27 protein-coding genes are annotated in these 25,419 nt (G+C 60.1%); 15 read left to right on the top strand and 12 right to left on the bottom strand.

The genetic code is table 11. The features are described from left to right. A partial coding sequence (locus QZ650_RS00285; protein WP_292520840.1) for a molybdopterin-dependent oxidoreductase occupies positions 1 to 258 on the bottom strand: 258 nt, incomplete at its 3' end. Positions 259 to 644: 386 nt separating this feature from the next. Between QZ650_RS00285 and QZ650_RS00280 the strand changes: the two genes are divergently transcribed. Beyond that, positions 645 to 1,265: a hypothetical protein gene (locus QZ650_RS00280; protein WP_292520838.1), complete on the top strand. Its 621-nt coding sequence runs from the start codon at positions 645 to 647 to the stop codon at positions 1,263 to 1,265. A 77-nt stretch (positions 1,266 to 1,342) separates the two neighbouring features. Here QZ650_RS00280 and QZ650_RS00275 read toward each other — a convergent pair whose 3' ends face one another. After that, positions 1,343 to 2,269 carry a hydantoinase/oxoprolinase family protein gene (locus tag QZ650_RS00275; RefSeq protein WP_292520836.1) on the bottom strand — a complete coding sequence of 309 codons (927 nt, stop codon included), beginning with the start codon at positions 2,267 to 2,269 and terminating at the stop codon, positions 1,343 to 1,345. After that, positions 2,266 to 3,153, bottom strand: a complete 888-nt coding sequence (locus QZ650_RS00270; protein ID WP_292520834.1) for an ATP-grasp domain-containing protein — start codon at positions 3,151 to 3,153, stop codon at positions 2,266 to 2,268. Before QZ650_RS00270 ends, QZ650_RS00275 begins: the two co-directional genes overlap by 4 nt. A gap of 83 nt (positions 3,154 to 3,236) precedes the next feature. On the opposite strand from QZ650_RS00270, the gene surE reads away from it, so the two are divergent. Next, positions 3,237 to 4,016 carry a 5'/3'-nucleotidase SurE gene (surE, locus tag QZ650_RS00265; RefSeq protein ID WP_292520832.1) on the top strand — a complete coding sequence of 260 codons (780 nt, stop codon included), beginning with the start codon at positions 3,237 to 3,239 and terminating at the stop codon, positions 4,014 to 4,016. A 16-nt stretch (positions 4,017 to 4,032) separates the two neighbouring features. Continuing rightward, the gene (gene rpiA / locus QZ650_RS00260) at positions 4,033 to 4,752 is read left to right on the top strand and encodes a ribose-5-phosphate isomerase RpiA (protein ID WP_292520830.1); all 720 of its coding nucleotides are present in this window, start codon (positions 4,033 to 4,035) and stop codon (positions 4,750 to 4,752) included. On the opposite strand, the gene QZ650_RS00255 is transcribed toward rpiA, so the two are convergent. From QZ650_RS00255 to QZ650_RS00240, 4 genes are all read right to left on the bottom strand, one after another. Further along, positions 4,741 to 5,121: an ArsR family transcriptional regulator gene (locus tag QZ650_RS00255; protein ID WP_292520828.1), complete on the bottom strand. Its 381-nt coding sequence runs from the start codon at positions 5,119 to 5,121 to the stop codon at positions 4,741 to 4,743. The two genes, rpiA and QZ650_RS00255, sit on opposite strands and share 12 nt — an antisense overlap. 361 nt (positions 5,122 to 5,482) lie before the next feature. Continuing rightward, positions 5,483 to 6,046: a TATA-box-binding protein gene (locus tag QZ650_RS00250; RefSeq protein WP_292520826.1), complete on the bottom strand. Its 564-nt coding sequence runs from the start codon at positions 6,044 to 6,046 to the stop codon at positions 5,483 to 5,485. A 41-nt stretch (positions 6,047 to 6,087) separates the two neighbouring features. Next, on the bottom strand, positions 6,088 to 7,986 hold the full coding sequence (gene acs / locus QZ650_RS00245; protein ID WP_292520824.1) for an acetate--CoA ligase: 1,899 nt from the start codon (positions 7,984 to 7,986) through the stop codon (positions 6,088 to 6,090). A 353-nt stretch (positions 7,987 to 8,339) separates the two neighbouring features. Further along, positions 8,340 to 8,654, bottom strand: a complete 315-nt coding sequence (locus QZ650_RS00240; protein ID WP_292520822.1) for a transcription factor S — start codon at positions 8,652 to 8,654, stop codon at positions 8,340 to 8,342. A gap of 183 nt (positions 8,655 to 8,837) precedes the next feature. On the opposite strand from QZ650_RS00240, the gene artA reads away from it, so the two are divergent. Continuing rightward, on the top strand, positions 8,838 to 9,662 hold the full coding sequence (gene artA, locus QZ650_RS00235) for an archaeosortase A (RefSeq protein WP_292520820.1): 825 nt from the start codon (positions 8,838 to 8,840) through the stop codon (positions 9,660 to 9,662). Positions 9,663 to 9,948: 286 nt separating this feature from the next. On the opposite strand, the gene QZ650_RS00230 is transcribed toward artA, so the two are convergent. Continuing rightward, positions 9,949 to 10,581: a CDP-alcohol phosphatidyltransferase family protein gene (locus tag QZ650_RS00230; RefSeq protein ID WP_292520818.1), complete on the bottom strand. Its 633-nt coding sequence runs from the start codon at positions 10,579 to 10,581 to the stop codon at positions 9,949 to 9,951. A 223-nt stretch (positions 10,582 to 10,804) separates the two neighbouring features. Between QZ650_RS00230 and QZ650_RS00225 the strand changes: the two genes are divergently transcribed. Further along, entirely contained in the window at positions 10,805 to 11,497 is a 693-nt protein-coding gene (locus QZ650_RS00225; protein WP_292520816.1) for a dihydrofolate reductase family protein, read from the top strand. Positions 11,498 to 11,703: 206 nt separating this feature from the next. Here QZ650_RS00225 and truD read toward each other — a convergent pair whose 3' ends face one another. Together truD and pth2 are read right to left on the bottom strand one after the other, a co-directional pair. Continuing rightward, a complete protein-coding gene (truD, locus tag QZ650_RS00220; protein ID WP_292520814.1) occupies positions 11,704 to 12,975 on the bottom strand; it encodes a tRNA pseudouridine(13) synthase TruD in 1,272 nt (423 codons plus the stop codon). After that, positions 12,972 to 13,334, bottom strand: a complete 363-nt coding sequence (gene pth2, locus QZ650_RS00215) for a peptidyl-tRNA hydrolase Pth2 (protein ID WP_292520812.1) — start codon at positions 13,332 to 13,334, stop codon at positions 12,972 to 12,974. The genes truD and pth2 overlap by 4 nt, the downstream gene beginning before the upstream one ends. 486 nt (positions 13,335 to 13,820) lie before the next feature. On the opposite strand from pth2, the gene QZ650_RS00210 reads away from it, so the two are divergent. From QZ650_RS00210 to QZ650_RS00170, 9 genes are all read left to right on the top strand, one after another. Beyond that, positions 13,821 to 14,972 (top strand): NAD(P)/FAD-dependent oxidoreductase, encoded by a 1,152-nt coding sequence (locus tag QZ650_RS00210; protein ID WP_292520853.1) that lies wholly within the window; start codon positions 13,821 to 13,823, stop codon positions 14,970 to 14,972. A 62-nt stretch (positions 14,973 to 15,034) separates the two neighbouring features. After that, complete coding sequence (cbiM, locus tag QZ650_RS00205; protein ID WP_292520810.1) at positions 15,035 to 15,673, top strand: cobalt transporter CbiM; 639 nt, start codon at positions 15,035 to 15,037, stop codon at positions 15,671 to 15,673. Further along, on the top strand, positions 15,673 to 16,023 hold the full coding sequence (locus tag QZ650_RS00200; protein WP_292520808.1) for a PDGLE domain-containing protein: 351 nt from the start codon (positions 15,673 to 15,675) through the stop codon (positions 16,021 to 16,023). Before cbiM ends, QZ650_RS00200 begins: the two co-directional genes overlap by 1 nt. 30 nt (positions 16,024 to 16,053) lie before the next feature. Then, complete coding sequence (locus tag QZ650_RS00195) at positions 16,054 to 16,887, top strand: ATP-binding cassette domain-containing protein (protein ID WP_292520806.1); 834 nt, start codon at positions 16,054 to 16,056, stop codon at positions 16,885 to 16,887. Next, complete coding sequence (gene cbiQ, locus QZ650_RS00190) at positions 16,884 to 17,699, top strand: cobalt ECF transporter T component CbiQ (RefSeq protein ID WP_292520804.1); 816 nt, start codon at positions 16,884 to 16,886, stop codon at positions 17,697 to 17,699. Before QZ650_RS00195 ends, cbiQ begins: the two co-directional genes overlap by 4 nt. Positions 17,700 to 18,315: 616 nt before the next feature. Beyond that, positions 18,316 to 18,630: a hypothetical protein gene (locus tag QZ650_RS00185; RefSeq protein ID WP_292520802.1), complete on the top strand. Its 315-nt coding sequence runs from the start codon at positions 18,316 to 18,318 to the stop codon at positions 18,628 to 18,630. 176 nt (positions 18,631 to 18,806) lie between these two features. Continuing rightward, positions 18,807 to 20,777: a DNA topoisomerase (ATP-hydrolyzing) subunit B gene (gyrB, locus tag QZ650_RS00180; RefSeq protein WP_292520800.1), complete on the top strand. Its 1,971-nt coding sequence runs from the start codon at positions 18,807 to 18,809 to the stop codon at positions 20,775 to 20,777. After that, a complete protein-coding gene (gene gyrA / locus QZ650_RS00175; protein WP_292520798.1) occupies positions 20,767 to 23,187 on the top strand; it encodes a DNA gyrase subunit A in 2,421 nt (806 codons plus the stop codon). Before gyrB ends, gyrA begins: the two co-directional genes overlap by 11 nt. A gap of 329 nt (positions 23,188 to 23,516) precedes the next feature. After that, on the top strand, positions 23,517 to 23,930 hold the full coding sequence (locus QZ650_RS00170; RefSeq protein ID WP_292520796.1) for a secondary thiamine-phosphate synthase enzyme YjbQ: 414 nt from the start codon (positions 23,517 to 23,519) through the stop codon (positions 23,928 to 23,930). A 117-nt stretch (positions 23,931 to 24,047) separates the two neighbouring features. Here QZ650_RS00170 and QZ650_RS00165 read toward each other — a convergent pair whose 3' ends face one another. Continuing rightward, positions 24,048 to 24,311, bottom strand: a complete 264-nt coding sequence (locus QZ650_RS00165; RefSeq protein WP_066958790.1) for a UPF0147 family protein — start codon at positions 24,309 to 24,311, stop codon at positions 24,048 to 24,050. Between the two features lie 66 nt (positions 24,312 to 24,377). On the opposite strand from QZ650_RS00165, the gene QZ650_RS00160 reads away from it, so the two are divergent. Continuing rightward, positions 24,378 to 24,761: an Sjogren's syndrome/scleroderma autoantigen 1 family protein gene (locus QZ650_RS00160; protein WP_292520792.1), complete on the top strand. Its 384-nt coding sequence runs from the start codon at positions 24,378 to 24,380 to the stop codon at positions 24,759 to 24,761. Here the strand turns inward: QZ650_RS00160 and QZ650_RS00155 are convergent. After that, the coding region (locus tag QZ650_RS00155) for an ERCC4 domain-containing protein (RefSeq protein ID WP_292522438.1) at positions 24,752 to 25,419 on the bottom strand (668 nt) is incomplete at its 5' end. The genes QZ650_RS00160 and QZ650_RS00155 overlap by 10 nt on opposite strands.

The following is a 25,419-nucleotide window of genomic DNA, read 5'->3' as shown; positions in this document are numbered from 1 at the left end:
CTGTGCGATCAGGTCGTAGGCCTCGTCCCAGGTCGCCTCGACGAACTTGCCGTCCTTCTTGATGAGCGGCTTCGTGAGACGGTCCGGGCTGTTCACGAACTCGTGAGCGTAAGTGCCCTTCGGGCAGACCTTTCCCTCGTTCACGGGTGAGCGGCGGTACGGCGCTGTTCCAACTACCCTGCCGTCCTGGACAACAAGGTTGAAACTGCATCCTGTGCCGCAATACGGGCATGTTGTGGCCACATATTGTAACGTCATATTTTTACCACACCTCTATGGCAAACCGGATATCGTATGTTAAGTTACTTAAATTATTGTGGTTAACCTGATCTGTCCTCACTCCCCCGGCAGCATGGAGAATGGTTGATGGCAATCTGCAGTCTTCTTTTAAGTCTGTACGTGAGTGAATCTCTGCAGGATAGAGGTTCGGAGAAGTATCAAAGTTAGGTGTGAGTGTTAAACCGATCTCCAGGTCTGATGAGTAAGTCGGCCACAGTGTCTGGCTGGTGCCTGGACTGAAGCGAGGACGATTGCGTAAAACACGGTGTAGACTCTCGAAATGATCCCGCCGCCATCCGCTCCCCGTCCCTGGCATATGGGGGAAGTTGTTATTATTGGTGGAAACCCACACAGTTCATACAGTTATGCGGGAGAGGATTCCCATCGCGAAGAAGAAGTTCTTGATTCCACCGATGCTTGCCGACCTGGTGGGGAACGCCCTGGCGTCGATGGACGGCGTGACATTCACCTGCCTCGACGCCTGCCCGTCATGCGGCGGTCCGGTGAGCGGGCACGACCTGCGGGCGAAACGGTTTGCCGTCCTGCTCGAAAACGGACAGGAGCGCACCATCCGTGTCTACGTCAAGCGGTTCTACTGCCAGGAGTGCGGCGCCCTCTGCTACGCTGAAGCGCCATTTTACCCCGATACCCGTCTTGCCTCGCCCATCGTCGACCTCTGTTTCCTCCTGTCACAGCAGATGCCCTTCAATCGCGTGGCACAATACCTCCGGATGCTGGGGATTGTTGTCGACCGGGGGACCATCCGGAACTACGCCTCCCGTGACTTCGGCGCGATCCCGGAAACCGAACTCTTCGGCCTCCCCTTACCGCTCTCCCTGCTCAACCTTGCCGCCTTCACCCTCGATCGTGAGCGGCGTCCCATCGTAGGGGCAGAAGCGCTCGCTGCCTGTTGTTTCCCATCCGCAGGTCGGGCAGCGCCTCACGTCAGGCCGTCTCCCGAAGAGCGGGATCAGCGGTATAACTAGGAAGAGGAAGAAGAACGGAAAGCCAAGCGCCAGCGACACCGCCGTTATGATGAGCGATGCCGCAAGCAGGAGGAGGGTCAGTCGCAATCGCGTTGCCGTAGCGCCACCTCCCTGACCGCGTAGGCGGGCAGTGCATCCGAGACCGCTCCGATCTCCTGGTTCAGCGTGATCCCGCCCAGTTCACGGGCGAAAAGGTCTGCCCCGATTCCTGCCGTGATCACCTGTTCGGCCCCGCTCTGGAAGAGTGCGCGTCCCACTGCGCGGACAACCAGTGTCCGCTGGGCTTCCCAGAACTGCCGGGCCACCTGGACGGCCCCGGAGCTCCCGATCTCGTCGATATCGGCGCAGACAACCCGTGCGAGCCTCCGGAGTGCAGCATCAACAGTCTTCTCGCCGTTGTCGGGTGCCGGGCAGGTGTAGTCCTCCGGGGTGATATGGCCGAGCACGAGGTGTGCGTCGGCGCTTGCAGCGAAATACTCGGTGCTCACCGGCGTCACCGTCCCATCGAGCGTCGCCGAGGAGAGGATCGTGGCAACGTTTGTCCTGAGCATGCCGGTGTAGACGAGGTATCGTTTCTGCAGCCGCCTGGTGTCGGTCAGGCCCTTGAGTTCCTCGAAGTTGTTGAGGGGGGTGACGTCGGCGGTGGTGCTCCCGACATCAAGGAGGACTGCATCCGGGTACTCCTCGCGCAGGTAATCGGCCGATGCCAGCCAGTTTGCGGCGGCAAGGTCCGGGACCGGCCGGGTGTGGAATGCCGCGTCGGTACCGTAGAAGGCGGCATCACGGACGGTTTCCTGGACGGCCTCGACAATCCATCGGATTCCTTCGATCTTGCTCACGAAGCAGTCCGCGAGTTCTCCGCTCATCACCACGGCGGCGGGCTCTGCATAGGGTTCGAGGAGTTCCGCAAGCGGCGCGCCCTGCCAGAGCGGGCAGTAGTGGATATGCACACCCGCATCATCAACGACCTTGAGGTTCGCGCCGCCGATATCGATGCCGATCATAATCGGTTGATCCTCCCGTCCTTATTGAACCGCGCCCTTCCGGAGAGGTGCACCTCTGCCGGCGCTTTGCCGTGAGACGCTGCAACAAGGATCTCGGCAATCTCCTCCTCCATGACGGACGCGATCCCGACCAGGCTGGTCGTGGGCCTCGGGTTGACGTCCACCACATAGATGCGGTCACCGACGACGACGTCGATCCCGGCATACCCCTGGCACCCGAGGATGTTCATCGCCTGGACCGCGGTGGCGACAATCTCTTCCTCGCGGTCGGGGTGGACAGGTGTCTCCCCCCCGAGATACTGGAACCTTCCGTCATCTGCAACAGCGATCTCCTGCCTGTTGACCGCGAGCAGGAGCGGGGGGTTGCCCGAGTAATACTCGCAGACGTTGCCGGTCACGCGGCTCCCCACGAGGCTCACGCTCAGCGTCTCGCCCTCAATGTACGCTTCGGCAAACTCGCCGGGACCCGGCTCCTCATCCGTCAGCCTGACCCCCAGAGCCCCGCAGCCCATGACCGGTTTGACAACCCGCTTTCCCTCACCGGCGCCGGGGGGTACCGGGACCCCGTTCCGGGCGAGGATCGCTGCTGTTCGCTGCTTGTTGGCACAGACAGCCGCGTTCATGCTTCCACACCCGATGTTGTGGGTGAACTGTTCGAGGATCTGCGTATACCGGAAGATGAGGTGGTCCGGTGCTATGACCAGCCCTACGTCACATCCCGGGGCGAGCCTCCGGATCTCTCCCTCGAGGTCGGGCTTCTCGGGGGTCACCACATCGTAGCCGCACCTCTCGAAACTCTCGCTTATCACGGCGAGCATGGCAGCACCCTCGGGCGCGAGCTCGGGGTCGTTGCAGACGGAGTATTCGGCAAGAATTGCCTTCATTGTAATACAGGTTGGCTACCAAGCATTTGACCCTGACGATCGGGCAAGTATTTGATACGCGGGGACTATCCCTATTGACAAGGATGAAACCGAAGATTATGCTCACCAATGATGATGGGATCACGTCCGCGGGGCTCTGGGCGGCCTACGAGGCGCTTGCCCCTATCGCCGATGTCACCGTGGTTGCGCCCGCCACCCAGCAGAGCGCTGTAGGGCGATCAATCTCTATCTTTGAGCCGATACGGGCGACAAAGGTGACGATGAACGGGGTGCCGGCATACTCGGTCGGCGGGAAACCGACCGACTCCGTGATCATCGGGCTCTTTGCATTGCACCTGAACCCGGATCTTGTCGTCAGCGGGATTAATATCGGTGAAAACCTCTCATACGAGTCGATCATGACCTCGGGCACCGTCGGGGCCGCACTCGAGGCGTCCAACCAGGGAGTGCCGTCCCTTGCCTTCTCGCTCCAGGTGGAGGACCAGGGTGATAAGTTTGATGACCCGTCAAGGATTGTGGACCGGTTTTCGGATGCAAAACGGGTGGTCCGTGAGATCTGCGAGAAGATCATCTCAAACGGGTTCCCCGAAAGCGCTCACGTCATCAACGTGAATATCCCAACACCAGTGCTCGGCGGCTACGAGGTAACCCGCCTTGCCGAGAAACTCTTCTATACCGGCGTCGAGGAGCGTCTCGACCCCCGTGGGCGCCCCTACTACTGGATCGACGGACCCCTGCATGAGGACGCGGAGGAGGGGACCGACGTGCATGCGGTGCAGAAGGGCAATATATCCATCACGCCCATCACCCTCGATTGCACGGCGTTCGGCGCCACGGACGACCTCAGGGGTATCTTCCCCTGACGACATGGCTATCTGGATGGAAGGCGAAGATTACGTCATGAATGCAGCAGGGCAGGTAGAGTCGAAGCGGAACGCAGGGTATCGAGCAGCCGGGATGGTCGAAGATGGGATGATTGTCGGCCTTGGCACCGGATCGACCGTCTTCTTTGCGATGGAGCGGCTCGGCGAACGGATTGCTGGAGGCGATCTCTCCATCGCCGGTGTGCCGACATCCTACCAGGCGGCCCTCCGGGCCCGCCAGTACGGCATCCCGCTCACGAGTCTTGACGAGCACCCCGAGATCGATATCGCCATCGACGGGGCCGATCAGGTCGACCCGGGCCTGAACCTGATCAAGGGGCGCGGAGCGGCGCTCCTCCGGGAGAAATGTGTCTGTGACGCGGCTAAACGGGTGCTCATCGTCGTCGACCCGACAAAGGTGGTGGACACCCTGAACGCGCCTGTCCCGGTCGAGGTGCTGCCGTTTGCCTCTGCGGCCGTCTTCCGGCGTCTCGCCCTCCTCGGTGCCGTTCCGGTCATCCGGGACGGGGTGAAGAAAGACGGCCCTGTCGTCACCGACAACGGCAACTTTATCCTCGACTGCGACTTTGGAGCGGTTGCAGACCCGCAGCATCTGGAGGCGAGGATAGCCTCGATACCCGGTGCATTGGAGTGCGGTCTATTCTCTGCCTACGGAGAAAAGATTGTGGTTATTGTTGGTGAGGAAAACAACTGCCGCGTCATATCATTGCGTTGAGATACAGTCCCGCATCTTCTGGATAAGGTCTAACTGGTGTCGGGCTTCTTTCTTCTTTTCTTTCTCGATCGTATCCATAATCTCTGTTATCGGGCGGGATAGCGCGTAGATCTTCACCGGCCGCCCTTTGCTCTCCGACTTGCTCTCACGGGTGTCGATCCAGTCGCATTCCTTGAGATAGCGCATGGCGATGCTGACTTCGGGCTGACGGAGATCGGTGCCCCGCTCAATGTCACGGGACGTCGCTTCTTCGGTGTTTGCGAGATATACGAGCACTTTGGAGACGTTTCTTTTGATGCCGATACCCATGAGGAGTTCGGCGAGTTCTTCATCGCGTGGTGTAAAATACCGTACCTTGTCTGACCTCATCCGTTCACCATCAGCTTGTATCTATTGTTTTAAATCTGACTATAAAAATATTATTGTTTCAATGAGAGATTTTGCGATTGTGATGGTTTTAAGAGAATCATTGAGGCATCGGATTGATATGATCACTTTGTTATCTGCCGGATCGCGCTATCTCGGTCAATGAGGGGTTCAGGGTTATCCAGGTTGAGGGAGATCCTCATTGCACCGTGCGTGTATGGGCGAGGCTGAGGTACGCTGCTACGGCGTAATTGCATCCAGAGGTGCGGGTTGGTGATACGGCGTCACGCGAGGCGTCCAGAGGCATGAGTGTGGGGGAAGGTGCCGGGGAGGAAAAAATAGAGGAGTGAGCATTAAACTGCGTTCAGATGAGCCCGAGACTGGAGAGCTCGGTGAGGATCCGTTGGACCGCCCGCCGGGCATCCTCGGGCACCTTGCCCCCTGTGATGATCAGTTTGCCGGACCCGAAGAGGAGGACGACTACCTTCGGATCGTCGAGCCGGTACACGAGCCCGGGGAACTGTTCAGGCTCGTACTCGATCTTGTCCAGGTTGAACCCCACGGCAATCTTATTCAGGTTGATGGGCGTCCCGAGGTCTGCAGACGTGACGATATTCTGGACCTTGTAGGTCAGGTTTTCAGGGATGTCGATACCGAGCGCCCGTAACTGGTCGCCGAGAATCTCCAGGCCCCGCGAGAGGCTGTCGATGCTCTTCGCACCCGTCAGAACGACCTTGCCGGAACCGAAGACAAGCGCAGCGATCTTGGGATCCTGCATCCGGAGAACGACTCCGGGGAACCGTTTTTTATTGTATTCCGCGTCTTTCAGCTGGGAGGCAAGAGAGGGAAGATCAAGAGAATCCGTCACTTTTGCTGAAGCAACGATATTTTCTATCTTGAGGGACTCCTCTGGTTTGTGCTCATTCATATTTATAACATATATAAAAGAGTATATAAATAGTTGGTTGCTTACTCCTCCAGGGTTGAGATGTCTCCGGGGTCCATACCCAGTTCCTGCGCTTTTAAGACACGCCTCATGATCTTGCCGCTTCGAGTTTTGGGGAGCGCCTCAACGAATTCGATCTCGGATGGTATGGCGATGGGTCCGAGCGTCATCCGGACGTGGTAAACAAGGTCGTTTTTCAACTTCTCACAGGGCTCGCGACCGTTCCTGAGGATGACAAAGGCCTTGATGGAGTTCCCTTTGAGGGCGTCGGGTTTCCCGATGACGGCCGCCTCCGCAACCGCTTCGTGCGAGACAAGCGCGCTCTCGACCTCCGCGGTCCCGATGTTGTGCCCGGCGACGACGATCAGGTCGTCCGACCGCCCGATGACCATGATGTAGCCATCCTTGTCCTTCACCGCGAGGTCTGCTGCGGTGTAGCAGCCGGGGATGGTGTTCCAGTACTTGCAGTACCGCTCGTCATCGTTCCAGATCGTCCGCATCATCGACGGCCAGGGCTCTTTGATGACCAGGAGGCCTCCTGTGCCCGGCGGGACCGGATTGCCCTGGAGGTCGACGACATCCGCGACGACGCCCGGGATCGATCTACCCGTGAACCCCGGACGCATGGGCTCGCCGATCATCGTGGTCACCATGTGCATCCCGGTCTCGGTCTGCCACCAGGTGTCCGCGATGGGGCACCTCTCCTTACCGATGATGCGGTAGAACCACTCGAACGCCTCGGGATTGAGCGGTTCGCCGACCGAGCCGAGGACGCGGAGCGACGAGAGGTTGTAGCGGTTCGGCCACTCTTCGCCCACCCGCATGAACATCCGGATGGCGGTGGGGGCGGTGTAGAAGATGGTGACGCCATACTCTTCGATGAGATCCCAGTAGGTGCCCGGGTTCGGGTAATCGGGGGTTGCTTCCGTGATGAGACAGGTGGCGCCGTTCAGGAGCGGACCATAGACGGCGTAACTGTGGCCGGTGATCCAGCCAGGATCGGCGGTGCACCAGTATATGTCGCTGTCTTTGACGTCGAAGACGTACTTTGTCGTGTAGTAGGCCCCGACGGTATATCCGCCGCAGGTATGGACGATGCCCTTCGGGGTACCGGTGGTGCCGCTGGTATAGAGGATGAAGAGCGGGTCCTCGGCATCCATCGGTTCAGCCGGGCATTCCCGGTCCACGCCCTCCATCAGGTCATGGTAGTCCACCTCCATCTCGGGGTGGAGCTCCACGGGCTTGTCAGCGTCGCGCCGGAGGATGACGATCCGCTCGACGCTCGGAGCGCTGACGACCGCCTCTTCCACGATGCTCTTGAGCGGGATTGCCTTGCCGCGCCGGTAGGTGAAGTCGGCAGTGATGACCACCTTTGCGTCGATGCCCGTGATGCGCTGATTGAGCGCGTTGACGCCGAACCCGCCGAAGACGACCGAGTGTATTGCCCCGATACGGGCACAGGCGAGCATTGCGATGATCTGCTCGGGCACCATCGGCATGTAGATACAGACTCGGTCACCCTTCCCGACGCCGAGGCGCGATAGACCGTTTGCAAACCGGCAGACGGCCTGCAGGAGCTGGCGGTAGGTGAAGATTCGCTCTTCCTCCTCAGTCTCTCCTCGCCACATGATCGCAACCTTGTTCCGCCGCTGGCTCTGGGCGTGGCGGTCCAGGCAGTTGTGGGTGATGTTGAGTTTCCCGTTCAGGAACCACCGGGCATACGGGTAGTTCCACTCTTTCACCTGGCTCCAGGGCTGGAACCACTCAAGTTCCCTGGCAATGCCGTCCCAGAACCTATCGGGGTCTGCCAGGAACTCCTGGTAGGTCCGGTTGTAGTCGCCTATCCAGGAGCGTTCCTTGCAGCTGGCCTCGGGAGTATAGTACTTCGCCTCCTCGAGTTTGACATTGAAATTTTCAGCCATTCGATTACCCCTATTATACATTATTAATAATGTATATTGTATATCAACATTCTGGTTGAAGAGGGGGTTGATCAGGCAGGGAAGATACCCCGGGAGCGGGTGCCGGAGCTGTGCCGGCGGTGGTGGAGGTTACACCAGATAGCGTATACCGGGATTGTTTCGGCGAACGGGTTCCCGGAGTGCCTTATCCCTCCACCGGTACCGGCATGGGATCCGTCCGGCTTTGGGGGTCTGTCCCCGGGAGGTATCGCATAATGTGAGCGTTCTCGTCTCTACCCGGGGTCAATCAGACGAGCAGGTCTCTTCGAGGACGACAACGAGACAAATAAGAGTGATTTTTGTGTGTTCAGAGATCAGTCATACTCGCGCCATGTCTTCCCGCAGGCGGTGCAACGGAAGAACCTGACTTCGCTCTCATCCGCCGCCCGCAGCTGCCGCAGCCACCAGTATGCCGTTGTGCAATCGCACTCCGGGCACTTGATGCTTGCAGTCGGGAGCGTTGCTATCTTCTCCTCTTCGTCGACGATGGTAATCTCCTTCTCAAGGCGTTTGTCTGTCTTCTTCAACCGGTCACTGACCTCGATCTCCCGGATATAGCCGCACTTTTTGCATTTCAGCTGACCTCCGGACGATATCATCAGACCTTTGCACTGTGGACAGAACATCATTGTAATGAATGGGGTGCCGATCGAAATTAACTTGTGGGGATTAAGGGGGTGGGGCAGGAAGTCCTTGCTGAGAGTGCAGGGTAGTCCCCCCCTGGTCGCACAGTACGCCGGGACTGCGCAACCGAAGACCGCGCTGGATCGGGCGCACAAATGCTTTAATGTCAGATAACCGAAACGTAAAGGATGAAGGATTACCTGGTGCTGATCTCCTGCATCTGTTTTCTCGTCTTCCTTATCCCGGGAAGGTTCCGAAAGTACTTCGCCATCGGCGGGTGGGCAAGTATCGTTGGGTACCTCTTCCTTGAGCTCCCTTTTTATTTCTCCATCAATAACTTTCTGTACCCGGCAATAACTCTACTCTCCGCACCATTCCTCTATATCACCGCAAAATACCTGCTTCGTGACGACCCCAGGGTGATACAGCTCTCGACAATAGCGGCCGTGGCGTTCCTGATCTACGCCCCCTTCGGCTACATGCCGGCACTCGGGAACTGGCTGATTGCAGCAGTCGCGGAACAGACATCCGTAGCGCTCGCGATGATCGGGTATCCGGTGAACTTTGAGGCCTGGAACCTGATGGAGCGCAACGGGTTCCGGACCGAGATCATCCTTGCCTGCACCGGGATTCAGAGCATCGCAATCATGCTCGGGGTGGCCTGGGGTGTGCGGTCGACGGTGATGCAGAAGATTGCCGGCTTCCTCCTGGTCTTCCCGACGATCTATATCCTGAACATCTTCCGAAACGTCTTTGTTGTCACGGCTTACGCCGAACAGTGGTTTCCCTACCTTCCCGAGATCGCCGGCAACGGAGAGTTCGGCTACGAGAGTTTCTTCTGGGCGCACAACGTCATGGCCGAACTCGGGGCGCTGGTCTTCCTCGTGATCCTTGCGTATGCTCTCTTCAGGGTCATCCCTGAACTCGGGAATCTCGCCGACAGCCTGTACCGGCTTTACCGCAGCGAAGTTGAGCAGGTTGTCCGGCGAAAGACCAAAGAATCTGGACTCTAACCCGCGGGGCGCCTCTCCCCCTCCCCTCGCGCCGGCCATTTGCCCGGGGGATGATACCCCGCAGGAAGCATGGTCTTACAATTATTGCTCTGCTGGAACTCATCTCCGGTCTTCGCCCCTGCTTCGATATGGGTCGCGCCGGGCCCGGCCTGTCTTTTGGGTGCCTTGTTGAGTATCTTCCTGCGCAATGGACGGCGGTCCATGGCCATGCCCCGGAGCGCCCCTGGATTGCGAACGCCTGCAGCAGAGGTGGGGTTTTAGCAAAGCCAAAAAGTGATTGGACCGGTCAGGAGTACTGCCGGTAGAGGTAGTAGATCCGCTGGACCGCAGAGAGGTTCGTGCAGACCGCAATGAGGAGCACCGCGATCCAGATGTATCCGGTCACACCGCCGAGCACCAGCACGAGGACCGTCTCAGGTCTGCCGAAGAAACCGACCCCTTCGAGAGGGTCCTCGATCTTGCCGGCAATCCTCTCCGTGTAGCCGATCTCCGCATAGGTAACCGGTTTGATGAACGTATTGATCAGGGATCCGAAGAGCGCCAGCCCCACGATGCCGAAATCGGCTATTGGCGGGACGTCTATCAGGTGGCTGATGATAGGGATCCCGGAGAACCCCACGCCGAGGATGACCGCTGCATCAACGTATTTATCGGCAACCCAGTCGAAGACGGCCCCGAACTTGCTCTCGGTATGATTCTTCCGGGCGACGCTGCCGTCTACCAGGTCGAGGACTGCCGAGACAAACAGGAGCAGGGCTCCAGCGAGGAAGTATTGTCGGGCGAAGGCAAGTGCGCATAAAAGGCCGAAGAGCATGGCGAGCGCCGAGACCTGATTCGGCGTAACGCCCAGGCGTGCAAAAAACGACGCGACAGGCTCTGTATATTTGATGAATTTCGGCCGCAGAGAGGTTATATTCATCGCATATTTTATCAGCCCGTAAGGGGTTTAACCTTTGCTCTACCGGATAGGGCAGCATAGATTCAACCCAACTTCCTTCCTGACCGGGGCCAATTATCGACCGGTATCGGTCCATCTCGTCGGTCGGGGCCACATCGGGCCAAAAACCGAACAATTGCCGAGATTTGAGAAACATCAGATTCATAAACGCTCCCGCCAGATAGATCAGTGAGAAGGAGATTCAATGGCTGATTACGACAGGCCGCACGTTCTTATGATGTCGGAGATCACCGTCGACGGGAAGCTTACCCTGAAGCGCGGGGCCTCCAGCAAGATCCTCATGAAGTACATGGCCCCCGAGACCGAGATCCTCCTTCACCAGACCCGGGCGGAGTGCGATGCCATCATGGTCGGAGCAAACACGATCAGGATCGACAATTCCTTCCTGACGGTCCGGCTGGTAGAAGGAAAAAGCCCGCTCCGCGTCATCCCGAACAGCCGGGCCAATATTCCGTTGAACGCAAACGTGCTCGGGTCGGATGCCAGGACGGTCATCGCCGTCAGCGAGGCTGCGCCGGCAGAGAAGGTTGCCCGGCTCCGGGAGAGCGGTGTTGATGTTGTCAGCGTGGGAGCGGACGAAGTCGACCTGCCGGGACTGATGCGGATCCTCAAGAGAGACTATGGCGTCTCCCGGATGATGATCGAGGGCGGGCCGACGCTGAACTGGTCCATGTTAAACCATCGTCTCGTCGACGAGATCCGTCTGATCCACCTGCCGTTCATCGTCGGCGGTGCCGATACCCCGTCGCTCGTCGGCGGCATGCATATCGAGACTGAGAAAGAGATGATCCGGCTCTCCCTGAAACGCCATTTCATGTGCGGGAGCAACCTGGTCACCGAGTGGAGCGTGCTCTACGGGGATAGTCTCGAGGAATAATCTTTTTCGACTTGTTGAAACCCCCTGACTCCTTCGGGAGAAATTTCAGGGCAATTCTATTCTATCCACACAGTTCATCAACCGATACCCCCTGGACTGAGCGCCTCGTGGTGCTCGTCTGGTGCCAGACGCGAAGAGCGTGAAGAGAGGCGGTATGGCCTCCGGAGGAGGCATTCTATAGGGCCCTCTTTTCATGCCTCTGTTTATCAGATCATCACGTAGGGATCCGCCTTCATGTACTCCCGGCAGACCGTCGTTGCGTAGTGGCCGGGAGGGAGGGTAAACCGGAGCCGGACGCTCTCCCCCGATACATCGGCCTGCACGCCGGTGGAGAGGCTGATCGGCCGGAGGACCCCGGCAAACTTCGTCTCCACGAACCGGGAAGCGCGTTCAAAGTCTGTGGCATCGATACCTGATGTTTGCATCAGTTCCTGCATGATCTCGTCCATCGGCCCACGCGGCGCCATCGGTTCCGCTCCCGGGATGAAGAGGGCGATCCGGCACCGGCCGCGGCGGATCTGCAGCAGTGCTGCCTGCCGGTTCCGTGCGGAGACGATGTCTTCGCGGCCGTTTAGAAAGAGCAGCCGGTCGCCGACCTCAGGCTCGGTGAGCGAGAGGCCGGCATCGATTCGGGAGGAGAGCGCGCAGTTGAAGAGGTGTGACTGGAACGCGCTTACCAGAAGCGAGAGGAGTTTCGGCGGGAGCGCCCGGAGCGCACCGGCGTAATCGCCGGGGTTTGCCACGAGGTGGTTTGCCATCGCCCGCTCGTAGGTCATCTGGACGGGAAGGTCGGCGAGCGCCGCCCGCGCGTCCCGAGTATCGGCAAAATGGTTCCTGGCCGATTGAGCCCTCTCTGACTCCAGAGGATATGCCCGGCCGACGTACGTGACCACAGCGCCTTCGTAGTCGCCCTTGAGGATGCTCCTGCCGACGAGATGTGTGACCGGCCGGACGACGCCGAACCGCTGCAGTCCGTAGTAGTTCGGTATTCCGGTTGATGCTGCCTCTGTGGCCGTCCGGACACGTTCGGCAAGGTCCTCTGTGATGCAGTCCCGGATGACGATATCGAACCGGTTCCCCATAAGATCCCCGAGAGCGAGCGAGTGCTGCGACCGCCCGACGACCTCAAGCGAGATATCCGCAAGATGCACCTGCCCGATCGCCTCCGGCGGGACGTCGTAGATCGATATGAGCTGGGTGGTCACCGCGTTCTTGTCCTTGGTCCCCGCCCAGGCGATCCGCCGGTGGCTGATGCCGAGACGCTTTGCGATCTCCTTGACCGCCCGCTGGAGTTCCCAGTTCTTCTTGGTGAGCCGGCAGATGAGGTAGGGACCATCGGGATCGCTGATCGGGAGCGGGAGTTCTTCGACGACAAAGTCCTCGGGGCTTGAGCGGAGCCGCCCGCCGATGCCGGGGGCGTCGGATGCGTAGTAGCGCATCCCGAGTTCCGCTTCGAGAGGATAGGGCGAGGGCATCATAGCAGGGAGAGGTCGCCGGTGATCCGGTCGAGGTCTTCGGAGCGAGCGGGTCCCAGGCCGAGCGCCGTCACGGTTCCCGGCGGGATCTCGGTCATTCCGGCGTCCTGGATGATCGACGCGGGGATGCCCGCCCGTTCTGCGATCGTCTTGAGTTCGAAGAGTTGCCGCTCGGCCGAGACCTTCAGCACCACCTTCTTCTGCCCTTCGTCAAGCCAGGCCTTCTTCGCGATCCGGTCTGCCTTCTCGTAGGCGCCGATCGCGGCGTGGGCGATCTGCGCGCACTTCTTGCCGCAGCTCATCTTCACATCAGCGCGCACGATCAGGCACTGCTTCCATTTAAACTCCCGTTCTTCCGGCATTTCGGTACTACCTGGGGCATGATCCGTCAAATACGCAGCTGTGGGGGTGGAGGGGCGGCACGCGGCTGGCGTCGTGGAGGGGTGAAGAGGGGATGAGAAACTCACAAGAATTGGGCAGGCGGTCGTAAGTCGCACCTGACGGTGCTTCCTGTGATATCGATCGCAACTATTGAATGGGATATGCATGGTAAAAACCCCGAACACTGGCCGTGGGGATATCGCGACCGGGGGGAGACCCCCCTCCCCTGCAACCCCACCCCCTATGGCGATACCCAGTGGAAAGCCGTGTACGGGTTTGGGCTGTCCTGAAGTACGATAGTTATTCCGCTTGGAGTTTGGGTAGCGACAAACAGGTGGAGGAAGATAGCGCTCGCTTACGACTCGGCCCCCCATCCGCTCCCTTTTAAGTCCCCGAACGTCCACTCTACTCAGGAACCGGGCCGCCACCGGCGGCCGGAAAACAACTCGTGCGAGGGGCATGATACTCTGGTCTGGGATGTTGTTGTTGTGGGCGCAGGCCCTGCCGGGAGTGCGGCGGCGCGGGCCTGCGCGGAAGAGGGGCTTAAGACGCTCTGCATCGAGGAGCACGGGACGATTGGCTACCCGGTGCAGTGCGCAGGACTCCTCTCGGCATCTGCTTTTACCGAGTGCGATGTCTCGAAACGTTCGGTCACAAACGAGGTGAGCGGCGCCCGCATGGTATCGGGCCTCGGTGGAGAACTCCTCTTTGACGCAGGGGTCACGAAGGCGTATGTCGTCGACAGGGCCCTCCTCGACCGTGAAATGGCGGAGCGGGCGGCGGATGCCGGAGCGGAGTTCCGCTTGAAGACCAGCGCATGCGGCATAAACGGCACCTCCCTCCTGACTCGGGGAGTCTGCGGGCGCGAGGAGATCCCCTTCCGCCTCCTTATCGCCGCCGACGGGCCGCGGAGTTCCGTCGCCCGCATGTTGGGCCTCCGGCGCCCGGAGACCTACCTCGCCGGGGTCCAGGCAGAGGTGCCCTGTGCAATCGACCCGCGCTACGTGGAACTGCACCCCAACGCGTCGCCCGACTTCTTCGGGTGGGTGATCCCGGTCTCGGCGACCCGGGCCCGTGTCGGTCTCTGCGCACGGGAGCACGCAAAGGAGTACTTCGACCGGTTTATCGCCCGTTACGGCGGGAACTCACTCCACCTCGCAAGCGGGGTCATCCCGCTCGGGGTTATGCCGCAGACCTACGGCCGCCGGGCACTCATCGTCGGCGATGCGGCGGGGTTCGCGAAGCCCACGTCGGGAGGCGGGGTCTACACCGGCGTCCGGTCGGCGAAACATGCGGCTGCCGTCGCGGCGGCGTGCATGGCGCGCGGGGCGTTCGATGACGGGAGCCTCCGCGACTACGAGCGGCGCTGGAAGGAAGACTTCGGAAGAGAACTCGATATCGGGATGAAAGCGCTTCATATGCGGCAGAAGATGACCCCGGAGGAGATCGATCGCCTCTGCCGGGCCTTGAACGACCCGGACCTCATCGAGACGATCGTGAAGCACGGCGACATGGACCGGCCGGGCACCCTGCTCAAGAGGCTCGCCCTGAAACCCGCGCTCGCCAGGGCAATGGGCATACTTTTTGCATCGGGAGTACGTCAGATTCTTACAGGTTGATCCAGCCGTCGCGCTTGGTAATACATTTATACCAAAACGTAATACAAATCGTCAGGTGTGTCATGCATATACCTGATGCGTTTATACCGATGGGACAGGCCCTGATCTACTGGGTCATTGCCCTCATCTTCATCGTTCTTGCTCTCCGGTGGGCGCGGCGTTCGATGGGAGAGGAGAAGATACCGCTGGTCGCCGTGCTTGCGGCAGGCATATTCGCCATCCAGGCGTTGAATATCCCCATCCCCTGGGGGACGAGCGGCCACATGGTCGGTGCGGCGCTCGCGGCGATCGTCCTCGGCTCACCGTACGCGGGAGTCTTTGTCCTGACACTGGTGCTCCTTGTACAGGGCATCATCTTCGGTGACGGCGGCATCACCGTCATGGGCGCCAACATCGTCAACATGGGCGTCATCGGCGGGTTCGTCGGCTACTACGGTTATGCCGGCATCAAAGGCGTGATAGGGAATGCGTATGCCGCCGCGTTCATCGCCGGGTGGGCATCGCTTTTCATCTCTGCAATACTCTGTGCGGTCGAACTCGCAATCGCCGGCACGTTCCCGCTTGAACTTGGCCTCACCTTCATGGGCACATACCATGCGATCATCGGCCTCATCGAGGGGGGGATCACCGCGGTCGCCCTCTACATGATAGCCTCGGCGCGGCCCGACATCCTCGAACGCCCGGCGGGGGTGAGCGCGTAATGGAGACGAAACAGTTTGTCATCATCGGTATCGCGATCGCTCTCGTGATCGCCGTTGCCGCGCCGTTCCTCGCATCAGGAAATCCCGATGGGCTTGAGAGCGCGTTCTTCAGCATCTATGACGCAAAGCCATTCATGGGCGACGAACTCGACGAAGATGCCGCCGGCGCCGCGGAGGAGCAGGTGGTCGCCGCGACCGGGAATGACTTCTCGTATGAAGCGTTCATGCCCGACTACAGCATCCCGGGCCTCGATAAGACCGGGGAGGTGCTTGCCGTTGTTCTCGGCACCCTCCTTATGCTGGGCCTGGTCTACGGTGTTGCCCGGATTGCTGCCCGGCCCGACAACTAAATACCCGACCAGATCCCACTTTTTGGTATCATGCACCTGGTCGAGACCCGCGATCTCACGCACGTCTACCGTGGCAACGTTCCCGCTCTTGAGGGCGTGAACTTCATCGCAGAGAGGAAGTCCCGCATCGCCGTCATCGGGCCGAACGGTGCCGGGAAGAGCACCCTCTTCAAGCACTTCAACGGCATCCTCAAACCCACGTCGGGCGAAGTGCTGATCAGGGGCGAGCCCATTACGAAGGAGAACGTCCGCGAGGTCAGGAAGTTCGTCGGGATCGTCTTTCAGAACCCCGACGACCAGATCTTCTCTCCCACCGTGGAACAGGACATCGCGTTCGGCCCGACGAATCTCGGCCTTGACGAGGCGACGGTCGCCCACCGTGTCGAGGAGGCCCTGCACCTCCTCGGGATCGAGGACCTGCGTGAGCGTGTGCCGCACCACCTCTCGGGCGGTGAGAAGAAACGGGTCGCCATCGCCGGCATCCTGGCGATGGAGCCGCAGGTCCTGGTGCTCGACGAGCCGACCGCGGGCCTCGATCCCCAGGGCGTCGCCGATCTCGTGGCGTTCGTCAACCGGCTGCCCGATGAGTACGGCATGACGGTGATCTTCTCGACCCACCATCTCGACCTCGTGGCGGAGATGGCGGACTATATCTACGTGATGGACCGGGGGAGCATCGTTGGTGCCGGGACGGTCGAGGAGATCTTCGCCCGGCCGGACCTCCTTACCCGGACAAGGCTCGACGTGCCGCCCATACCGAAACTGATCCGGTCGCTCAAGGAGAATGGTGTCGCCATCGATATGGCATACACCTATGAGGATGCAATGAAGTCGTTCCTTGATGCCTATGCGAGACGAGAATGATCGACGACCTCTACTATATTGAGAAACACGCGTATCGGACGAGCATCGTCCACCGGCTGGACGCGAGGGTCAAACTCCTCGTAACCCTCGCTGCCATCGTGGCCATCGTCGTCCTGCCCTACTCGACGAAGGTCTACGAACTTGGTCTTGTCCTCTTTCTTCTCTTTGCCCTCCTCTGGGCGGCATCCCGCCTCCCGCCGACGGCCTACCTCCGGCGGCTCCTCCTCATCCTCCCGTTCGGGATCTTCCTGATCGCGTTTCAGGTCTTCGTCAAGAACTCCTACTATGACGTCTTCCACACGATCGCGACCCTGCCCTTCGGGATCGAAGTCTACGCTGAGTCGGTGGAGTTCGCCTCGATCCTCCTCGTGAAGTTCCTGGTCAGTATATCGTTCATCATCCTGCTTTCATCCACGACGAAGATGCAGGATATGATCGAGGCGGCAGGACGGCTCGGCCTCCCCCGGGAGTTTACCCTTACGCTCGGGATGATGGTCCGCTACATCTTCGTCTTTGCCGAGATGTTTAACAGGGTACGGACCGCGATGGAGACCCGGTCTTTCGATCCCCTCGACCGCACCCTCCCCTACCGTTACAGGCTCCGCCAGGTCGGCTACACGGTCGGGTCAATCTTCATCCGCTCCTACGAGCAGGGCGAGCGGACCTACACGAGCATGCTCTGCCGCGGACACGGGGCGAATACCGGCCTCTACATCCGGCGAAAAAACCTCCGCACCGGAGAGATGGCGTTCTTTTTCGCGACGCTTGCTTTCATCGTGCTCTCTACGGTGCTGATCTATCTGCAGCCGTAGGTGAGTGTTCGATTGTCGTAGTGCCTTTTGCTGTGGAGGGCAATGCCTGCACCTCTACTCTTCTCGAGTTCCAGACGTCCCAACAGGGTTTGGCTATCGGAAGGTACAACCTGCGACAAACAAAGCGGACCAGAGCGTGGAAAGATTCCAGCATACTGAACCGTGGAAGATTATGGAAACGGTAGAATCCGTCAAAAATGCCAATACACTGGACCGTGGGGTTATCGCCAAAGGGAGGTGGGGACAAAGGGGAGTGCGAGCGCAGCGAGCATGAGAAACCCGAAGGGTTTCGAGGGGGGATGCTCCCCCCCCTCCCCGTCAGCCCCTCCCCGCGTGGCGATATTCCCTCGAAATCCGTATCCGGAGACGCGATATTCTGAAGTATGACCTGTCGAAGGGGTGACGGACAGAACATCTGGAGCAAGCGGAGCCATCAGGCTCCGAGATGTGACACTTCGTTGAAACCTGAGCAGAAACACTCGAAGGTGCGAGTGGGGTTACCCTAGCGGAAACCAGCGACGGGCTTCTGTGTTTGAGGCGAGCCGGGATCATTTCAGGGATACTCTCAACGCAAAAAATCAGATCATTCATATCTCCCGGCGGTGCATAGGGTAGTATGCCCGCAAAGAGCGAATTCGGCAGAGGGTTTGTCGTTAACCTGATGCTGCTTTCACGGCATTTCGGCCTGCCCCCCGAGAGAGCCTTCTTCGGTGCTGCCGACCACCTCAATGACTTCACCGTGCCGGAGCAGTTCCGGGGAACAGAGATCGAAGAACTCGTGGAGCGCCTCCGCAAGATGGTGATCTGGCACCAGCCGGGCACCCTGGATAAGGAAGATGCGGCAGACGTGAAAAGGCTCCTCAACCGAATAGCGATCGCGGTCGACAGAGAACTCGGTATCGCAAACCCCGACACAGGGAAGTACGACTGAGGGAGGCCTGCTCACCGGAAGATGTCCTCGCATGGACTTCATCGAACCGGATATTTGCAGAATAAGCCCAAATCAGTAAATTCTCCGGAGCCGTTCAGTATAAGAGGTTATACAACCAATATATACTGTGAGTTTTGCTGCGATTCAGGACGCCGCTTGTTCAGCGGAGGTCAGAGATGACTGATACCTACGATGCTTCACACATCACGGTACTGGAAGGCTTGAGGCCTGTGCGGGAACGTCCCGCGATGTACATCGGCAGCACGGATACCCGGGGACTGCACCACCTTGTCTACGAGGTCGTGGACAACTCGGTCGACGAGGCTCTCGCCGGGTTCTGCGACCTGATCCAGGTGACCATCAATCGGGACGGCTCGATCACGGTTGATGACAACGGACGGGGCATCCCGGTCGGCCTCAAGCCCCAGTACGGCAAGAGCGCTCTTGAGATCGTTCTCACGGTGCTGCACGCCGGCGGGAAGTTTGATAAGAATACCTACCAGGTATCCGGCGGCCTGCACGGCGTCGGCGTCTCGGTCGTCAACGCCCTCTCAAGCTGGCTCGATGCCACGGTCTTCCGGGACGGCAGCATTTATACGATGCAGTTCCGGCAGGGCCAGGTTGCAAAACCGCTTGAGAGCCGTCCGGAGACCGAACACGAGATGGAGGCGCGGTACGAGGAGCGGTACGGCAGCCGCCCGCAGCAGCCGCTCGACTACGAGCGCCTTCAGGGAACCCGGATCACGTTCCAGCCCGACCGCTCGATCTTCGAGACCGTTGAGTTTGACTACGATGTCCTGGACCACCGGCTCCGCGAGCTTGCCTACTTAAACAGCGGCCTTACGATCATCCTCAGGGACGAACGTACCGGGGACTGTGTCACGTACCGCTTCGAGGACGGCATCAGGCAGTTCGTCGCCCATATTGGCGAGGGAAAAGAGAGCCTCCATGAGGATGTTATCTACTTCCAGAAGCGCGACCCCGAGAGCATGGTCGAGGTCGAGGTTGCCCTGCAATACAACAACTCGTACACGGAGACAATCTACACCTACGTCAACAGCGTGAATACCCGGGAGGGCGGAACCCACCTCGAGGGCTTCCGGAGCGCCCTCACCCGGGCAATCAACAACGCCGCCCACAGAAACAACCTTCTCAAGAACAACGACGCTCAGGTCAAGGGCGAAGACGTCCGCGAAGGGCTCGCCTCCGTCATCAGCACCCGGGTCGCGAACCCGCAGTTTGAGGGGCAGACCAAGATGCGCCTCGGCAACAGCAACGTCCGGGGCATTGTGGACTCGCTCGTCTACTCGTCGCTCACCGAGTACTTCGAGGAGCACCCGAGGACCCTTCAGGTGGTCGTCGATAAGGCGATGACGGCTGCCCGGGCCCGGGAGGCCGCCAGGAACGCACGTGAACTCGCCCGGCGGAAGAGCACGCTCGAGTCGGCCGGCCTTCCTGGTAAACTCGCCGATTGCCAGGAGCGGGATCCGGTGAAGAGCGAACTCTACATCGTGGAGGGAGATTCTGCAGGCGGTTCCGCAAAGCAGGGACGGGACCGGAAGTTCCAGGCGATCCTTCCCCTCCGGGGCAAGATCCTGAACGTCGAGAAGGCGTCGGAGCACAAGATCCTGAAGAACGCCGAGATCCAGGCGCTGATATCCGCTATCGGCACCGGAGTCGGCGACAGTTTCGACGCTGAGAGGGCCCGGTATCACCATGTCATCCTGATGACTGATGCGGATGTCGACGGTGCGCATATCCGGACGCTCCTCCTCACGTTCTTCTACCGATATATGACGGAACTCATCGAGAACGGCTATATCTACATCGCCCAGCCGCCCCTCTACCGGATCGCCAGGGGAAAACAGGAAAAGTACGCCTACCGCGAGGAAGACCTGCGGGAGATCGTCGCCGAGTTCGGCGAGAAGGGCGTCACGATCCAGCGCTACAAGGGTCTTGGTGAGATGAACGCCGAGCAGCTCTGGAGCACCACGATGGACCCGGCAAATCGGGTCCTCAAACAGGTGAAGATCGAGGATGCCGTCTACGCAAACGAGATATTCGAGAAACTTATGGGAGAGAATGTGGACGCCCGGAGAGACTTCATCCGCCGGCATGCAAAGGAGGTGAACAACCTTGACGTCTAATCAGGTTGTCCCGATCAACATAGAAGAGGAGATGAAATCATGCTACATCGACTACGCGATGAGCGTGATCATCGGCCGCGCCATCCCTGACGCAAGAGACGGCTTAAAGCCGGTTCACCGCCGCACCCTCTACGCCATGCGGGAGCTCGGCAATACGAGCGACAAGCCCTACAAGAAGAGCGCCCGTATCGTCGGAGATGTGATGGGTAAGTACCACCCTCACGGCGATTCGGCCATCTACGATACGCTCGTGAAGATGGCGCAGCCCTTCTCCTACCGGTATACGCTGGTCGACGGGCAGGGGAACTTCGGTTCGATCGACGGGGACTCCGCTGCCGCCATGCGATACACGGAAGCCAGGCTCACGAAACTCTCGGAAGAACTCCTGGCCGATATCGATAAGGAGACCGTCGATTTCGTCCCCAACTTCGACGAGTCGCTCAAGGAGCCCGACGTCCTCCCGGCCCGGGTCCCGAACCTCCTCGTCAACGGGTCGAGCGGGATCGCGGTCGGTATGGCAACGAACATGCCGCCCCACAACCTCCGCGAGGTCTGTGAGGCAACCTGCCGCATCATCGACGAACCTGAGATATCTACGGAAGAGTTGATGCGGATCATGCCCGGTCCGGACTTCCCCACCGGCGGGATCATGATGGGCACCCAGGGCGTCCGGGATGCCTACCTGACCGGGCGCGGCAAGTGCGTTGTCCGGGGGGTCGTGGAGATCGAGGAGGAAGGCCGGACACCCCGGATCGTCATCAGCGAGATCCCCTTCCAGGTGAACAAAGCGCGCCTGATCGAGAATATTGCAAGCCTTGTCCGCGACAAGAGGATCGAGGGCATCTCCGACATCCGTGATGAGTCGGACCGGGACGGAATGCGAGTCGTGATCGACCTGAAGAGAGGCGCCGCGCCCCAGGTGATCCTGAACTTCCTCTACAAGCACACGGCGCTCGAGTCTTCCTTCGGGATCATCAACCTTGCGATCGTCGACCGCCAGCCCCGTGTCTTGAACCTCAAGGAGCTCGTCCACGAGTTCCTCAAGCACCGGGTGGACGTGGTCCGACGGCGGACCGAGTTCGATCTCGCGAAGACGGAGGAACGAAGGCACATCCTCAGCGGTCTCCTGATTGCGCTCGACAACATCGATGCCGTCATCGCAACCATCCGGGCATCCGGGACGACCGAGGAGGCACAAGCGGCCCTGGTAGCGAAGTTTGCTCTGGACGAGGTCCAGGCGGATGCCATCCTGAAGATGCAGCTCCGGCGGCTTGCAGCGCTCGAGCACCAGAAGATCCAGGACGAGCGCGACGCCCTTGCACTGGAGGCCGAACGGCTGACCGGCATCCTCTCAAGCGAGGCGAACATCCTCGCCGAGATCAGAAAGGAGCTCGTTGATATCGGCGCCCGCTATGGTGACGACCGGCGGACCCAGATCGGGCACGCGACCGAGACGCTCGAGAGGGAGGACCTCATCGAGGACAAACCGATGCTGGTCTCGCTCACCTCTTCTAACTACATCAAGCGGATTGACCTCGACACCTACCGGAACCAGCGGCGCGGAGGTCGCGGTGTCATCGGTATGGCGACGAAAGACGACGACGGCGTCGAGCGGGTCTTTGTCGCCAATATGCACGATAACCTCCTCTGCTTCACCGACAACGGAAGGGTGTACTGGCTGAAGGTCTACGACCTCCCCGAGGGGCAGCGGACGGGCAAGGGCAAGGCCCTCGTCAACCTCCTCTCCCTCGACGGCGAGGAGCGGGTGACGACGGTGATCCCGGTCAGGGAGTTCCGGTCCGACCACTACCTCTTCTTTGCAACGAGGGGAGGAACGGTCGCGAAGATGGCGCTCGACGAGTTCTCGCGGCCCCGGCAGACAGGGATCAACGCCATCAACCTCCGCGGCGACGATACCCTGGTCGACGTGAAGGCAACCGATGGGGACCGGGAACTGATCCTGACGACGAAGTTCGGGCAGAGTCTCCGGTTCCACGAGGAGACCGTCCGCCCCGTCCACCGGGGTGCGATGGGGGTGCGGGGGATCAAACTCCGTCACGGTGATGCCCTGCAGGCCGTCTCCGTCATCGCGGGGGACCACCTCCTCACCATCACCGAGCAGGGCTTCGGGAAACGGACGGAGTTCGATGAGTTCCGCGGCCACGGCAGGGGCACGCTTGGGGTGCGAAACATCGTCGTCGACGTCAGGGGCGGCGGCGTCGTCGGGTCGATGGCGGTCTCCGACGATGACGAGATCATCGTGATGAGCGCGTCCGGCATCGTGATCCGCACAAAGGTATCCGAGATCTCGGTCCAGAAACGTGGTACCCGCGGCGTCCGGGTCATGAAACTCGACGACGGTGACCGGGTCATCGGGTTCACAATCCTGGATGCCGAGGACGAGGCTTAAACGCCTGTTCCCTCTCTTTTTTGGCTCGCTCAATCTTGACGCCCCGCCCTTCGGGCCATCATGATTCCATCTGGCTGCGTTCGAGCGTACTCATCACGACGATGACCGCCTCGTCCACATCCTGTCCGCCGTTCCACCGGTAGGGCAATATCGTCTCCGGGGGAGAGACGCCTAATCTACAAAGCGTTTACGACGAGCGCGCCACGGACAGCCTTTCCGCACCGTGAACCGTCCCTGTAACGTGCCGGATCCGGCACCCCATGCCGCCATCCTTTCCGCGGGTTTTATCCCGGCAGGAGACAACAGAACGCCTGAATGAGGTGTACGTAATGTTCCGTACGACAATCCAGGTTGTGACGCATGGTGAGGGGGAGATCGTCAACCTCACACCCCGGGTGGAGCAGGCGGTCGCCGAAAGCGGCATCAGGGAAGGTCTTGCAACCGTCTTCGTCGAAGGCTCGACCGCCGCCGTCACCACCATCGAGTACGAGCCCGGCGTGCTTGCTGATCTTTCCCGGGCGCTCTCGGTCATCGCGCCGGCGGATATTCCCTACGCGCACGATGCAGCATGGGGTGACGGCAACGGACGGTCCCATGTCCGGGCGGCGATCGTCGGCCCGTCGCTCTCGGTCCCGGTTATCGAGGGCGGGCTCGCCTGCGGCACCTGGCAGCAGATCGTCCTCCTGGAACTCGATGTCCGGCCGAGCCGCAAGCGGACGGTCCACGTCACCGTCCTCGCCTGAACATCAAAAAGAAGGAAGACGTGCGATTCCGGCTGCGTGAGGGCACGGTGCCGGGCAGACAATCGCCGAAGAATCACTCTGCTCAGACGTTGCCGGAATCGTTCAAGAATAAGTTGTTTAGTCGAGAGGTACCGTTTCCAGTTGCGATACCAGTTCCCAGATGCGGGTCCGTGCGTGGACCGGCATGTTCGGGTCGTTGCTGATCTCGTCGATCATGGAGATTGCGGTTGCGGCGCGCAGACCGATACTCCGGGACTCGTCCTGGAGAACCGATTTGGTCTCATCTGCAACACGCCGGATATTGCGCGGGATGGTGGAATCCTCGCTGATATTCTGCAGCATCTGGATGCAGATCCGTATTGTTTCGTCTGGACTTGCCATTAGAATTACCCCTTTATTATTAATGGCATCCAGACATATATAAGTTCATTAAGGGTGTTCGACAAAATGACGGCAGATAAGGCTGACGAAGTCATGGCTGAGTACCTCCTGAAAGGAGGAAAGATGCTCGCTAAATCCTGCAAAGCCTGCGGGTACCCCCTGTTCGAGTACAAAGGAGAGACACAGTGCGTGATCTGCCCGCTTACGGCGTCAGAAAGTCCTCTTCCCGAACCGGAGCCGGTTCCACAGCCCTCCCCCGGACCGGTGCCGTCACCGTCACCTGCACCGGCCGCTCCCGGAAAGGATGGCCGGGTCACGATGGAACTCGAGCGGACGATCATCCACCTCTGTGAACGGATCAGGGGCGAGCAGAGGGCCGACGAGTGCCTGACCCTGATGAAGGCGATTGCCAAGGGCGCTGAAGCGCTCGAAGCACTGGGTCAGCGGTAAGGCCTGCGGGCAAGATCCCATATCCCACGGGCCGTCTTTTCTCCAATCCCGTGCACCGACGCCAGCTCCTCCGCATCGGCATCGATGATCGCCTTTAGCGATCCGAAGTGCTCAAGGAGGAGCCGTGCACTCCTGAGACCGATGTTCGGGAAGGCCGCGAGCGCATACTCCTGCTCCTCACGGACCGACCGGTAGGACTTTTTCGGGTGCACCTTCCGCTCTCCCCGCTCGCTCCCCTCCCGTTGCGCGAGGACGTAGAGCATCTCCGCGGTATCGTCCGCATCCCTCGTGCGGATCAGCGTGACCCCCATATCGACCGTAATGGCGGCAAGCGTGCCGCGGATAGCGTTCGGGTGGATGTTGCGCACCGTATAGATGTCATCTGGCCCCTCGATGATCAGGATCGGCCGCGGCACCGCATCGGCCATGGCCCGGATCTGCCCGAAGAGGTCCCGCTCGACGAGGGTGTTCATGAAGTCCTGCACGGTCTTCCTTTCCACGAGGATGCGGTCGCCGATGGCGTAATCGCCGAATTCGAGCCGTTCGAGTGTTATCGACGCACCGAGTTCGTGCAGGTGCCCGGCGACCCGCGACGAGGTCTCCCGGTCGTCGACGGTGATCGCCGGGCCCGTGGGCGCAAACTCCAGAAAACTCGCCT

Source organism: Methanoculleus sp. (assembly GCF_020696975.1).
GTDB lineage: Archaea > Halobacteriota > Methanomicrobia > Methanomicrobiales > Methanoculleaceae > Methanoculleus.
This window is presented reverse-complemented; position numbering and strand designations above follow the sequence as displayed.

What these genes read in the sequence shown, in the direction of transcription:
- QZ650_RS00280 (WP_292520838.1), top strand. Translation starts at nt 645, where the DNA reads ATGCGGGAGAGGATTCCCATCGCGAAGAAGAAGTTCTTGATTCCACCG.
- QZ650_RS00275 (WP_292520836.1), bottom strand. Translation starts at nt 2,269, where the DNA reads ATGATCGGCATCGATATCGGCGGCGCGAACCTCAAGGTCGTTGATGAT.
- QZ650_RS00270 (WP_292520834.1), bottom strand. Translation starts at nt 3,153, where the DNA reads ATGAAGGCAATTCTTGCCGAATACTCCGTCTGCAACGACCCCGAGCTC.
- surE (WP_292520832.1), top strand. Translation starts at nt 3,237, where the DNA reads ATGAAACCGAAGATTATGCTCACCAATGATGATGGGATCACGTCCGCG.
- rpiA (WP_292520830.1), top strand. Translation starts at nt 4,033, where the DNA reads ATGGAAGGCGAAGATTACGTCATGAATGCAGCAGGGCAGGTAGAGTCG.
- QZ650_RS00255 (WP_292520828.1), bottom strand. Translation starts at nt 5,121, where the DNA reads ATGAGGTCAGACAAGGTACGGTATTTTACACCACGCGATGAAGAACTC.
- QZ650_RS00250 (WP_292520826.1), bottom strand. Translation starts at nt 6,046, where the DNA reads ATGAATGAGCACAAACCAGAGGAGTCCCTCAAGATAGAAAATATCGTT.
- acs (WP_292520824.1), bottom strand. Translation starts at nt 7,986, where the DNA reads ATGGCTGAAAATTTCAATGTCAAACTCGAGGAGGCGAAGTACTATACT.
- QZ650_RS00240 (WP_292520822.1), bottom strand. Translation starts at nt 8,654, where the DNA reads ATGATGTTCTGTCCACAGTGCAAAGGTCTGATGATATCGTCCGGAGGT.
- artA (WP_292520820.1), top strand. Translation starts at nt 8,838, where the DNA reads ATGAAGGATTACCTGGTGCTGATCTCCTGCATCTGTTTTCTCGTCTTC.
- QZ650_RS00230 (WP_292520818.1), bottom strand. Translation starts at nt 10,581, where the DNA reads ATGAATATAACCTCTCTGCGGCCGAAATTCATCAAATATACAGAGCCT.
- QZ650_RS00225 (WP_292520816.1), top strand. Translation starts at nt 10,805, where the DNA reads ATGGCTGATTACGACAGGCCGCACGTTCTTATGATGTCGGAGATCACC.
- truD (WP_292520814.1), bottom strand. Translation starts at nt 12,975, where the DNA reads ATGATGCCCTCGCCCTATCCTCTCGAAGCGGAACTCGGGATGCGCTAC.
- pth2 (WP_292520812.1), bottom strand. Translation starts at nt 13,334, where the DNA reads ATGCCGGAAGAACGGGAGTTTAAATGGAAGCAGTGCCTGATCGTGCGC.
- cbiM (WP_292520810.1), top strand. Translation starts at nt 15,035, where the DNA reads ATGCATATACCTGATGCGTTTATACCGATGGGACAGGCCCTGATCTAC.
- QZ650_RS00200 (WP_292520808.1), top strand. Translation starts at nt 15,673, where the DNA reads ATGGAGACGAAACAGTTTGTCATCATCGGTATCGCGATCGCTCTCGTG.
- QZ650_RS00195 (WP_292520806.1), top strand. Translation starts at nt 16,054, where the DNA reads ATGCACCTGGTCGAGACCCGCGATCTCACGCACGTCTACCGTGGCAAC.
- cbiQ (WP_292520804.1), top strand. Translation starts at nt 16,884, where the DNA reads ATGATCGACGACCTCTACTATATTGAGAAACACGCGTATCGGACGAGC.
- QZ650_RS00185 (WP_292520802.1), top strand. Translation starts at nt 18,316, where the DNA reads ATGCCCGCAAAGAGCGAATTCGGCAGAGGGTTTGTCGTTAACCTGATG.
- gyrB (WP_292520800.1), top strand. Translation starts at nt 18,807, where the DNA reads ATGACTGATACCTACGATGCTTCACACATCACGGTACTGGAAGGCTTG.
- QZ650_RS00170 (WP_292520796.1), top strand. Translation starts at nt 23,517, where the DNA reads ATGTTCCGTACGACAATCCAGGTTGTGACGCATGGTGAGGGGGAGATC.
- QZ650_RS00165 (WP_066958790.1), bottom strand. Translation starts at nt 24,311, where the DNA reads ATGGCAAGTCCAGACGAAACAATACGGATCTGCATCCAGATGCTGCAG.
- QZ650_RS00160 (WP_292520792.1), top strand. Translation starts at nt 24,378, where the DNA reads ATGACGGCAGATAAGGCTGACGAAGTCATGGCTGAGTACCTCCTGAAA.